Origin of the sequence: Candidatus Thiodictyon syntrophicum (assembly GCF_002813775.1) — a bacterium.
Taxonomy (GTDB): Bacteria; Pseudomonadota; Gammaproteobacteria; order Chromatiales; family Chromatiaceae; genus Thiodictyon; species Thiodictyon syntrophicum.
Genome location: NZ_CP020370.1, coordinates 2,832,533 through 2,844,456, shown reverse-complemented (window position 1 = coordinate 2,844,456; position 11,924 = coordinate 2,832,533). Strand labels below are relative to the sequence as shown.

Sequence of the window (11,924 nt, the reverse complement as noted above, 5' to 3'; positions counted from 1 at the left end):
GGCCCCGCGCCCGCCCGCGGGCGCCGCCGCGCGACGCCGCTGCACCGTCTCGAGGCCTCAAAACGACTAACGAACGCGGTCGCCGCTACTGCGGCGACCGCGAACTAGAGCATCTTGCGCAGTTCGTATTCCAGAATGCCCTCGGCCCCGGCGGCGCGCAGGCGCGGGATCAGCACCCGCACGGACGCGGTATCGACGATGGTCTCCACCGCCAGCCATTCGCGGTCATAGAGGTGGCTTACCGTGGGGGCGTGCAGGCTCGGCAGCAGGGCCACGATCGCGTCGATCTGGGCGGCGCGGCAGTTGAGCTTGAGCGCCACCTTGTGGCGCGCCGCCAGCGCGGCCTGGAGCATCATGGCGATCTGGTCGATCTTGGCCCGCTTGGCGGGGTCGGCCATGGCCGCCGGGTTGGCGATCAGGCGGGTCTCGGTGAACAGCAGGTCCTCCACGATCCGCAGCCCGTGGGCGCGGATGGTGCTGCCGGTCTCGGTGATCTCCACCGCCGCGTCCACCAGGCCCTCGACCACCTTGGCCTCGGTCGCCCCCCAACTGAACTCCACCGTGGCGCGCACCCCGTGCTCAGCGAAATAGCGGCGGGTGAAGCCCACCAGCTCAGTGGCCACCTTGCAGCCGTCCAGATCCGCCAGCGAGCGCACCGGCGACTCCTCCCGCACCAGGAGTACCCAGCGGCTGGGCTGATTGGAACTCTTTGAATAGGTGAGGGTACAGACCTCCGCCACCTGGGCCTCGGTCTCCAGGATCCAGTCGAGCCCGGTCAGCCCCAGGTCCAGGGTACCGCTGGCCACATAGGGGGCCATCTCCTGGGCGCGCACCAGGGCGCAGGCCAGTTCCGGGTCGTCGACCTCCGGATAGTAGTTGCGCGAGCGCGGGGCGATGGTCCAGCCCGCCTGCTTGAAGAGGGCCAGGGTCGCCTCCTCCAGGCTGCCCTTGGGGATACCGAGTTTGAGTTTTGTCATCTGGTGGCCTTGCTGTCTCGCTGGTCTGGTGTTGGTCGGGGCGATGCGCGTCGCAGACCCGCCAGTTTAACCGCGGAACCGGCCGAAGATGCAGGGCGCAGCGCGACGGCACCATCGGGTGCGATCAGAACTGATGTGGTGACCGAGATCCCGGGTACGCTATCGTTGTCGTTGTCGTAATCGAACAATCCGACCACGATCACGACAACGACAACGACAACGACGCCCGGTCCGTGGAAACGTCCGGTAGCTGCAGGCGCATCGCGTACCCGGCTCCGGCGGTCGCCGCAGCTTGGCGGGTACGCGATGCGTACCCCACGAGATGTGCGCTAACACATCAGTTCTGATCGCGCCCGGCGCTATCCGGAACACCCTCCCATACCCAGGGTCGTGTATTCTCCACCTTCGCCGGATGTGAACGCCAGGTAACCCCCGTGAGCAACCCCTTCGTCGACCGGCCGATCCTCAACTCGCCCTACGCCTGCCCGGCCCGCCACTGGGAACTGGACGATCGGGGCCAACCGACCCGGAAGACCCTCGAAACCCGGCGTTGCGCGGACTTCATCACCCCGATCCCCAAGCCGCGAAAGCAGCAGGGCGCACCCAAGCAGGGTGAGCTGCTCTTCGATGACGGCAAGGGACTGAGCACGCAGACCCAGCGCTACGACCGCACCGCCGTCATCAACGCCGTCCGCCGGAAGGTCGACCGCTGGCGGCTGGACCCCGATCCCAACCACCGGCGGGTCACCCCGGAGACGGCGCGCCTACTGACTTACTGGCGGCATCACCCGTTCAGCGGCCTGCGCCCCTTCTTCTGCCAGATCGAAGCCGTTGAAACCGCTATCTGGCTGACCGAGGTTGCGCCCCAGATCGGCAAGGCCGGGGAGCGCTTCCGCAAACACCTGGCCGACGCCAATCACGACGCCAACCCTGGGCTGCTGTGCCTGGCATCGAAGGCCGAGTTTCAGAAGATGATTGGCAGGTTCCTAACATGACAAATCATCTTTTCGTCTTTCTTGTTCCCAGGCCCCGAGACTATGCAAGTATTCTTCTCGTTCCCACGCTCCTGCGTGGGAATACCGGGCGGGCGCTCCGCGTCCAGGCTACCGACCGGACGCGGAGCGCCCGCTCTTGCTCCCACGCTGGAGCGTGGGAGCCAGATGAGGACAAGCCCCGAGCCAGGGCTGGTCGCGGCGTTGAACGCTGACCAGGTCTTGAAGTTTCAACCGGAAACCCAATAAGTGTGAGGCGGCGCGTCACCAGCCCCGCCGTTTGACGTTTCGAGCGAAACCCAACGATGAAACACCTGATCTGCGCACTCCTGCTGCAATCCGGCTGCTTGTCCGCACGGGCCGCTGAGCCGCCCTGTGCCGCACAGGCGCAGGAGCGGGCCCCGCAGCTACTCGCCTTTCACCTGGGCAAAGGGTTTGAAGAGCGCATGGGCTTTGAAGGTCCGAGACTGAAATCACCGCTGCGCAATCCGGCGAATCCAAAGCAGACATTCACCGTCCTGGAGATTGACGCTTATGTCAGTCCCCATGGCAGGTACCGGATGCGCTTCATCTTTTCTGTCATGCCGAACGGGTGTTCCTTGATGGGAGAGGAGATCCTTGAGCTGGCAAACCGATAGCCGTTCTCTAGCGCCTGAGCAGCCGCGGCCCGTTGCGCCACTACGACGATTGCGTGGCAATACGCCGCGAGAGCAGGCGCCCTCCGAAGAGGGTTCATCGCCATCCCCAGGCTCGCGTGGACGTGAAGGGTAGCCGCGGGCGCCGGAACAGCCCGGCTCACGGCGATGCCTCAGGACCGGGATAAAACCCGTCGTCCAGGATCTGCGCAATGCTGTAGGGGCATGTGGCGGGAAAGGTCGCGCGCGGCAGTTGCGTCTCTTTGCTCGCCAACCGGGCGGCATCGTCATAGGCCTCGGCAAGCGTGGCCGGAAGGCTGGCCTGCAGGCCCGGGGACTTGCTCAGCCGCTTGGCGAGGCGGTCACGCTGCGCGATGATGGTCGCACGCCAACTGCGCCCGTCGAATTCCCGCCAGCGGGCGGAGAGGGTCGGCAACTGATATTCCCATTTCAGCAAATGGGCGAGCAGCATCGTCAGGCGATTTTCCAGCTCCCGCTGCTCGCTCTTTCCCATGTCGTCGAGTTCTTCCAACAGGTGCGCGATATCCAGTGCCGCGAAGTCACCGGCACGCAGCAGCGCGGCATTGCGCTGCGCCCATGCGGAATAATCGCTGCGGTAAAGTTCGCTGATGTCGCTCATATCATTGGGCCTTGCCGTTACTGCAACAACGGACGGCCGGGGTTCCAGTCACCGTTGGCACTCACCGATCGACCCGGCAGCCGACATTGCTTCGGTGCGCCGCGACGTTACCGCAGGCACCGTGGGGCGTCAAGCCGCCACGACCGCCGGAGCCGGGTACGCGATGCGTACCCTACAGCTACCGGACGTTCTCACGGACCGGGGGTCGTTGTCGTTGTCGTTGTCGTGGTCGTGGTCGTGGTCGTGGTCGTGGTCGGATTATTCGATTACGACAACGACAACGACAGCGTACCCGGGATCTCGGTCACCACATGAGTTCTGATCGCACCCGGGCGGCCACGCAACTGCCGGTGTCCGGCGCCGTTGCGCGGCGCCCGGAGGGCTCCGGCGCGGCTGAAGCCGCCCCCGCCGGGTCCCTCCCTCAAGGTAGCGCCTTGACCGCCGCGGGGCGGGGCGGCGACGACGGGTTGTCCCACGCGTTCGGCGCGCACCAGGGCAACTTGGGCTGTCGCGCATCCTGGTTTCGGGCTACATTCTGCCTCCTTCGCTCGATCAACCCAGGAGGTGCAAAGTGACATCCAACAACCCGAGCCCCAAGAACCTGACATTCGCCGCCGTCGGGCCCCTGCTGCTGGCGCTCGGTCTGACCGCCGCCGGGGCCGCCGCCGAGGAGATCGTCACCACCCAGGGGATCGAGGTGGACGTCCGCCAGGTCATCGAGCCGGGCCCGCAAGGACGCGGCGGACCGGCCATCGGCGAGGACGTCCAGGATTTCAGCGACGGCACCACCAATGAGGGCGGCGTGCCGCAGGTGACGGTCGACCCTCGCGACGCGGCCATCCACGGCGAGAAGAACCTTGGGCCGAACGCCCCGGGCTACATCCCCTGAGGGCCGGGACCCGGGTCCCGCCACGGCGCCCGGGCGGTTTCGCCATTTGCCCGGCGCGGGCTCGATCGGGTACCTTGGTCGGCTTGTCACGCGCCCCCGGGGCGGTCCGCCGGGCCGCACCCGGCGCCCCCACCCATTGGAAGTCACCCGCCATGCAGCCCGTCCTCAAGTCCGCCAAACTGGCCAATGTCTGCTACGACATCCGCGGCCCGGTGATGGCCCGCGCCTACCAGATGGAGGAGGAAGGCCACCACATCATCAAGCTCAACATCGGCAATCCGGCCGTCTTCGGCTTCGAGGCGCCGGACGAGATCGTGCGCGACGTCATCCACAACCTGCCCAACGCCGCCGGCTATATCGAGTCCAAGGGGCTCTTCGCCGCCCGCAAGGCGATCATGCACTACACCCAGGAGAAGCAGATCGCGGCGGTCCAGGTGGGGGACATCTACATCGGCAACGGGGTCTCGGAACTGATCGTGATGACCATGGGGGCCTTGCTCGACAGCGGCGACGAGGTGCTGGTGCCGGCGCCCGACTATCCACTGTGGACCGCCGCCGTGTCGCTCGCGGGCGGTACCCCCTGTCACTATCTCTGCGACGAGGGGGCGGGCTGGCTGCCGGATCTGAACGACATCCGCGCCAAGATCACCTCGTCGACGCGCGCCATCGTCATCATCAACCCCAACAATCCCACCGGCGCGCTCTACCCGGTGGACCTGCTGCGGGAGATCGTGGAGATCGCCCGCACCCATCAGTTGATCGTCTATGCCGACGAGATCTACGACAAGGTGCTCTACGACGGCGCCACCCATACCTCCATCGCGTCGCTCGCCGAGGACGTGCTGTTCGTGACCTTCAACGGCCTGTCCAAGAACTACCGTGCCTGCGGCTACCGCGCCGGTTGGGCGATCGTGTCCGGGGAGAAGCGCCAGGCCCGCGACTACATCGAGGGGCTGGACATCCTCGCCTCCATGCGCCTGTGCGCCAATGTCCCGGCCCAATACGCCATCCAGACGGCGCTCGGCGGTTATCAGAGCATCGACGACCTGGTCGCCCCCCACGGGCGCCTGTGCAAGCAGCGCGACCTGGCCCACGAACTGCTGACCGCCATCCCCGGTGTGACCTGCCACAAGCCCCAGGCGGCCCTGTACCTGTTCCCCCGGCTGGACCCCAAGGTCTACCCCATCATCAACGACCAGCAATTTATCCTGGACCTGCTGTTGGAGGCCAAGGTGCTGTTGGTGCAGGGCAGCGGCTTCAACTGGCCGCACCCGGACCACCTGCGCGTCGTCTTCCTGCCCAATACCGACGACCTGGGCGATGCCATAGGACGGATCGGGCGCTTCCTCGAGGGTTACCGCAAGCGCCACGGCGGCTGACGGAGCAGGGGCCTCTCGCCCCCGCGGGCCCCGCAGCCGCCTGCCGGTTCTTACCGAAGGGAAAACCGGCGGGGAAACCCAATATGCCGCTAAGTTGAGCCATGCCGGCTCCCAGGTTCCTGCGTGGGAGCAAGGGCGGGCGCTCCGCGTCCAGTAGCCAAAGGGGACGCGGAGCGCCCGCGCGGAATTCCCCTGCTTTCGCGTGGGAACGAGAGGCGAGAGGCCCGCGGCGGGGCGCACGGGGCGTTCGCCACGTCCGAAACGTTTTCTCCGGAATCGTATTTCGTACCTGAGACCCAGGCCCTTGCGCTTGAATCCGCTTTGCTTCGGGTCCTTTCCCAGGCGGTATTGCCGGGGTTGGACCAGTAGTCCGCCTGGAGTTGGGCGGCATCGGCGCCGGTGGGGCCGACGATGCTGAAACCCGGACGGCCACCGGGGCCGCCGTCGGTGTCGCGGGGCCAGCCGGTGAAGTCACCGGTGGCGAAGTCGCCGTTGGTCAGGCTGACCGCGAGGACCGCGGGTGCAACGGCCAAGGCCAGCGGGAAGAGCAGGCCGCGGTTCGGGGGGCATTCCACGCTATGTGCCCTCTCGGCTGCCGTGCGAATGCACAAGAGCGCGGGGACCTTGGATTGCCGGCCCCGTGGCGTTGCGCTGGTGAATCAGACAACGGGTCGGCCCGGGTCGGCCCCTGAGTCCACGGATCGCCAGGTGCCGACTAGCCGGTGTTGGGCGTGGTTTAGCAGAAACGGGGAACTCTCGCAAGTGGGCGCTGTCCAATTTTCTTAACTCGATACACAACAGGACTAGTCAATCGGCTTGAAGGATTGCGTTGTCGTAGCGACTTGATCATGGCGCCGACCGCCGTCACGCGTGGGGCCGGGCGCTGGACTCGCCAGGCGGGCGGGACGCCCGCGCCCCCAGGCCCGGCCGGCACCGTGAACCCATCGAACCAGGGGCTTAGCGCGCATCCGGCGGCAAGGCGGCGGTCCCCCTGAGCCCGCGGATTTACCAAACTTAACCGTTTCCACGCCCGATCCCGCCCCGGATTTACCAAAGTTTACGTATCTCGGGCACCGAATGGTTCATAGTCTCGTAACGAGTCTGCGGCCCTGGGATCGCTCGGGATTGGCCTACCGTCGGCAGGTGAGTGGCCGGAACCCGGATGTCATTGCCGGGCATCGCACGGCGGACCGCCGGGGCAGCGGGTGTGCCGACGAATGAGGCGCGGACCGACCGCCTACGGCCAACCGCGGTCATTATCGGAAACAGAGAGTACGCCGGCTTCAGACCGGTAGGCCTCCCGCCAGCGGGAGCGCGCACTCAGGCAACTAGTCCAGGACTACAGCATGAACGGGGAAATGAGCGAGTCGTCAGACGTTATCCTGGTCGTGGATGATGACGAGAGTATGCGCCGCATCCTCCAACTGGTACTGCAGCGCGCCGGCTTTCGGGTCATCACCGCGCAGGACGCCGGCGAGGGTCTGTGTCTGGCCCGCACCTGCGGTCCGCGCCTGGCCATCCTGGACTATCGGCTGCCGGACATGACGGGGCTGGATCTCCTGCGCCGACTCAAGGTCGCGAGCCCCCACCTGCCGGTTATCCTGTTGACCGGCTTCGCGGATCTGGCCGGGGCGGTGGTCGCCATCAAAGAAGGCGCCTTTGATTATCTCTCCAAGCCCTTCGACAACCAAGGCTTGCTGAACAAGGTGCGCGAGGCCTTGGCGTGCCGTCAGCAGGCCCCCATGATCCCGAGCGCCACGCTCGGATTGCGCGCCCGGATGGGGACCAGCCCGGCGATCACGCGCACGATCGAGGACGTGGAACGGGTGGCGCCGACGAATTTCGCCGTGAGCCTGTTCGGTGAGACCGGCGCGGGCAAGGAGGTGGTGGCCCGCGCCATTCATGATCTCAGCCCCCGCGCCAGTCATCCCTTCGTCGCCGTGGATTGCGGCACCATCCCTGACACCTTGATCGAAAACGAATTGTTCGGCCATGAGCGCGGCGCCTTCACCGGCGCGGAGCGGCAACAGCCGGGCAAGTTCGAGGCCGCCCATGGCGGGACCCTGTTGCTCGACGAGATCGGCAACCTGGCCTGGTCCGCGCAGGCGCGACTGTTGCGTGTACTCCAGGAGCGGGTCATTTACCGCGTCGGCGGAACCAAGCCGGTCCCGGTGGACGTGCGGCTGATCTCGGCCAGCAACCAGGACCTGACTGAGGCGGTCAGCAAGGGGACCTTCCGCGAGGACCTGCTCTACCGCCTGTGCGACTACCGCGTGGCGGTCCCGCCCCTGCGCGCCCGCGCCCAGGATATCCTGCACATCGCCGCGCAGTTCCTCGCCGAGGCCAATCGGGAACTGGGCAAGCAGGTCGGCAGTTTCACCGAGGAGGCCGCGGCGGCCCTGCTCGCCTACCACTGGCCGGGGAATGTGCGCCAGTTGCGCAGCATCGTCCGCCGGGCGGTGCTGATCGCAAACTTCACGATCGATACCCACCACCTGGCACTGCCGGACGCCGGGCCCGAGCGCACGCCGACGGCGGCCGACAACGTGGTTTACCAAACGGGTCTGTCGCTGAAGGAGATTGTGCGCACGCGCATGGCGGACGTGGAGCGCCAGGTGTTGTTCGAGGCCCTGCAGCGCTCGCGCGGGAACAAGGCGGCGGTTGCGCGTATGCTCCAAGTGGACTATAAGACGGTCCATACGAAGCTCAAGACCTACGGATTGAGCGCCTAAGACAAAAGACCGGGATGGGCAATGCGCGCGATTTACGCGTTCTGTTTCGCGCCGGCCTCACTTCAGATCGATCAGGCGGCCGCTTTGGGGCTCGGCGACTGTGGTTGGGAGGAGCCGGTCTACATCGGCGCCGCGGCAGGGCTGAAGGCGGTCTTGAGTGACTGCCCCGCGGAGCGCTTCGCGGGCGCGCAGGCGGAGGAGCGCCTGGCCGACCTCAAGTGGCTGCTGCCGCGGGTCGAGGCCCACGATCTGGTCATCACGCGCGCGATGTCCGCCACCACGGTCTTCCCCCTCCCCTTCGGCACCCTGTTCTCCTCCGTCGGGGCCCTGGCCCTGGAGGCCGCCCGTCGCCGCCACACCCTGCTCGACTTCTTCGCCCGCATGCCGGGGCGCGAAGAATGGGCGGTCAAGGCCCTGCTGGACCGCGACCAGGCCACGGCGGCGCGCCTGCGCGAAGGCTTTGCGGACGCCGCGGACACCATCGTCGGCGGTCGCGGCTATCTTGAGCAGCAACGGCGCAAGGTGGAGGCGCAGCGTGCCATCGGCCCCTGGCTCAGCGCGGTGATCGCGGACCTGGACCCGCAGTTGCGCCGCTGCAGCGAGGCCGTTATGACCCGCCCCGCACGCGACCCGGCGGTCGCCAACTGGGCCTGCCTGGTGGCCCCCGGCGGTGCCGCGGCCCTGCACGCGGCGATCGAGCGCGCCCAAGCCCCCTATCTGGAGGACGGGCTGCAACTGCACTGCTCCGGACCCTGGCCGCTCTACAGCTTTTGTGGGGCACCATGACGGTCGGCAGGCGTCCTATGCTCCATTGCATCCTGCGCGACCCGCCGCGCTGCGCGCCCCTGCCCGGGGGGCTGCGGGGGATCGGCGTGGACGGGCTGCGGGCGGTCGTCGCCGACGTGGACCCGGATCAGGTCCGTGCGGCGGACAGCGCACAACTCCAGGGCTACGCGGACCTGATCGCGTGCCTGCACTGTGACGCGCCCCTGATCCCCATGCGCTTCGGCTGCGTCTTCACCTCCGATGCCGCGGTACGCAAACTACTCACCGGACACCAGGCGCGGCTGCTGACCATGCTGGATCATCTGGACGATTGCGTCGAGATCGGCATCCGTCTGATGCTCCCCAAGGCCGCGTCGCCGACCGCGACGGCGGCGGCACCCGGGCCCGCCCCGGAGGCCGAGGGACTCAAGGACCGCGGCCCCGGTCACGGCCACCTGGCGGTGATCCGGCGGCGCCTCGACGACGAGGCCCTCGCCGCCGCCCGGGCCGCTGAGGCACGCGGTGCGATCGAGCGGATCGTGGCCGGACTCTACCGTGATCTGCATCAGGAGTTCGGTCAGATCGGCGGGCGCTCCCTGCTCTCGCTCTATTTCCTGGTCCCCCGCGAGCAGAGCGGGGCCTTCGTGGAGGCGTTGCGGCGGGACCCCTCCGCGGTCCCGGGGTCAGGCCTGATCACCGGCCCCTGGCCGCCCTACAACTTCGTTGGAGCGATCGATGATGACCTCCGGTCCCTGGCTTGAACCGGGCCTCGCGGACGGTGGCAACGCCCGCGAACCCTATGAGAACCTGTTTCGTACCCTGTTCGATGCGATTCCGTCATCGATCCTGTTGGTCGACAGCCGCCTGCGCATCGCCATGGCTAATCGCAACTTCCTGCAAAAGGGCAATCGTACGCCCCGCGATACCATCGGCCATCGCTTTGAAGACGTCTTTCCGCCGACCATCGTGGAGCGCACCCGCATCCTCGACTGCGTACGCCGGGTCTTCGAGCGCAACGAGCAGAGCCCCTCCCAGCGCATGACCTTCCGCGCCCCCGGCGTGCCCATGCGGACCTATTACTTTCGCGCCCTGCCGTTCAACTGGAACGATCAGGTCCAATACGCCCTGTTCCTGATGGAAGACATCACCGAGCAGGTGCGCTTGAGCCAGGATATCCAGCGGGTGGAGCGCCACCTCGCAAGCGTGGTGGAGAGCGCCAGCGACATCCTGCTCTCGACCGACAACCGCGGCCGCATCCTCAGTTGGAACAAGGCGGCAGAGCGGCTCACCGGGTATCAGGCGTGCGAGGCGATCGGCCGGCGCCTGCCGGAGTTCTTCGCCCCCGCGGACCGGCCGGAGATTGAACAGGCCTTGGGCGGCGGCCCCGCCATGGCCGCCAGTCGGACCGCAGAGTGGGCCCTGACCACCCTGTCGGAGGAGCGCATCGCGGTGTCCTGGACCCTGGCACCCATGCTCAATGCCGACGGTGAGACCACCGGCATGGTCGCCGCCGGACGCGACCTGACCGAACGCCACCGGCTGGAAGCCCAGTTGCTCCAATCGCAGAAACTCGCCGCCTTGGGCGTGATGGCCGGCGGCATCGCCCACGAGATCCGCAACCCCTTGGCGGTTTGCTCATCCGCCGCACAGTTCCTCCTGGATGAGGACCTGGCACCGGATTTGCGCCGCGAGTGTGTGCAGAAGACCATCGCCGGGGTTCACAAGGCCTCCGAGATCATCGAGAACCTGTTGCGCTTCGCCCGCCCCGCGGGCGGCGACAAGATGACCCGGGTCGACCCGCTCGCCCTGCTCACCCAGGCCCTGTCGGTGGTCAACCATCAGGCCCACCTCAACCAGCTCGATGTCGAGACCCAGTTTTGCGAGCAACCCCTGTGGGTGCGCGGGGTGCCGAGCCTGCTGGAGCAGGCGTTCATCAACATCCTGCTCAACGCCATCGCCTCCATGCCCAATGGCGGCCTGCTCACCCTGACGCTGGATCGCGACGGCGACGAGGTCCTGGTGCATGTGATCGACACCGGCGTCGGGATCGATGCCGCGGACATCGGCAAGATCTTCGACCCCTTCTATACCCGCTCCCCGGTCGGCAAGGGCACCGGCCTGGGCCTGTCCATCTGCTATTCGATCATCCAACAGCACCATGGACGTATCGAGGTAGAGAGCGCCCCCGGGATCGGCACCTGCTTCGTCGTCCATTTACCGCTGGCTTAGGATGTCAGGTCCGGACGAATCAGCGGCAGCGGGCGGCGCCACCGGCGTCCGCATCGCTCCCGCCTTTCTCACCGTCGATGACGAACCCGACATCAACTGGATCCTGGGGCGTCTGATTGCCCGCCGCGGCTTCCCGGTGCATCACGCACTGTGCGCCCAGGAGGCCATCGATCTCAGCCACCACACCCCCTATCGCGCCGTCTTTGTCGACGCCAAGCTCCCGGACATGTCGGGGATGGTCCTGATCAAGCACCTGCGCGATCTCCTGGGTGACCCCTTCGTGGTCCTGATCTCCGGCTATTTCTTCGCCGATGACCCGGCCGTCGACCAGGCGCTGCAGAGCGGCCTGATTCAGGGTTTCGTCGCCAAGCCCTTCCTGCATGGTGAGATCCTGGCCCTGATCGACCGGATTGCGGCGATCGGGACGGACTGATCAGAGGCTACACGCCAGGCCTCAGGCACAATACCGGCTGGATGCAAGTAGACAGGATTAACAGCATTTCGCAGGATTAACAGGACTGTGATGAGTGCGGATGATTGGATTCGCCGCGTTCGCAATCCTGTCAATCCTGAAAAATCCTGTTAATCCTGTCCAAGTGCTTTCAGACTATCGCATCCTTGCTACGTGATACGCTATTTCCGGCTGCTGCGGGCGCCGTAAGCCGAAACCTTGACGCATCCTCGGA

Annotated in this window: 10 protein-coding genes and 1 pseudogene; 9 read left to right on the top strand and 2 right to left on the bottom strand. The window is 66.6% G+C overall.

Going from position 1 to position 11,924, the window contains the following annotated elements; all coding sequences use genetic code 11:
• Positions 1-104: 104 nt before the first annotated feature.
• Entirely contained in the window at positions 105-977 is an 873-nt protein-coding gene (gene hisG, locus THSYN_RS11980) for an ATP phosphoribosyltransferase (RefSeq protein WP_100919352.1), read from the bottom strand.
• A gap of 434 nt (positions 978-1,411) precedes the next feature.
• On the opposite strand from hisG, the pseudogene THSYN_RS11975 reads away from it, so the two are divergent.
• Together THSYN_RS11975 and THSYN_RS11970 are read left to right on the top strand one after the other, a co-directional pair.
• Positions 1,412-1,933: pseudogene (locus tag THSYN_RS11975) on the top strand (BPTD_3080 family restriction endonuclease); the annotation flags it as partial.
• 341 nt (positions 1,934-2,274) lie between these two features.
• Complete coding sequence (locus THSYN_RS11970; protein WP_100919351.1) at positions 2,275-2,607, top strand: hypothetical protein; 333 nt, start codon at positions 2,275-2,277, stop codon at positions 2,605-2,607.
• A gap of 157 nt (positions 2,608-2,764) precedes the next feature.
• On the opposite strand, the gene THSYN_RS11965 is transcribed toward THSYN_RS11970, so the two are convergent.
• A complete protein-coding gene (locus THSYN_RS11965; protein ID WP_100919350.1) occupies positions 2,765-3,244 on the bottom strand; it encodes a DUF29 domain-containing protein in 480 nt (159 codons plus the stop codon).
• 571 nt (positions 3,245-3,815) lie between these two features.
• Here THSYN_RS11965 and THSYN_RS11960 point away from each other — a divergent pair.
• From THSYN_RS11960 to THSYN_RS11930, 7 genes are all read left to right on the top strand, one after another.
• Complete coding sequence (locus tag THSYN_RS11960) at positions 3,816-4,133, top strand: hypothetical protein (protein ID WP_100919349.1); 318 nt, start codon at positions 3,816-3,818, stop codon at positions 4,131-4,133.
• A 152-nt stretch (positions 4,134-4,285) separates the two neighbouring features.
• Complete coding sequence (locus THSYN_RS11955; RefSeq protein WP_100919348.1) at positions 4,286-5,512, top strand: pyridoxal phosphate-dependent aminotransferase; 1,227 nt, start codon at positions 4,286-4,288, stop codon at positions 5,510-5,512.
• A gap of 1,346 nt (positions 5,513-6,858) precedes the next feature.
• Positions 6,859-8,244, top strand: a complete 1,386-nt coding sequence (locus tag THSYN_RS11950) for a sigma-54-dependent transcriptional regulator (RefSeq protein ID WP_100919347.1) — start codon at positions 6,859-6,861, stop codon at positions 8,242-8,244.
• Between the two features lie 21 nt (positions 8,245-8,265).
• Positions 8,266-9,030, top strand: a complete 765-nt coding sequence (locus THSYN_RS11945; protein WP_100919346.1) for a GvpL/GvpF family gas vesicle protein — start codon at positions 8,266-8,268, stop codon at positions 9,028-9,030.
• 17 nt (positions 9,031-9,047) lie between these two features.
• On the top strand, positions 9,048-9,770 hold the full coding sequence (locus tag THSYN_RS11940; RefSeq protein WP_157817614.1) for a GvpL/GvpF family gas vesicle protein: 723 nt from the start codon (positions 9,048-9,050) through the stop codon (positions 9,768-9,770).
• Positions 9,745-11,238, top strand: a complete 1,494-nt coding sequence (locus THSYN_RS11935) for a PAS domain-containing protein (protein ID WP_236848873.1) — start codon at positions 9,745-9,747, stop codon at positions 11,236-11,238. The genes THSYN_RS11940 and THSYN_RS11935 overlap by 26 nt, the downstream gene beginning before the upstream one ends.
• 1 nt (position 11,239) lies before the next feature.
• Positions 11,240-11,671, top strand: coding sequence for a response regulator (locus THSYN_RS11930; protein WP_100919343.1), 432 nt, complete (start codon positions 11,240-11,242; stop codon positions 11,669-11,671).
• Positions 11,672-11,924: the final 253 nt, after the last annotated feature.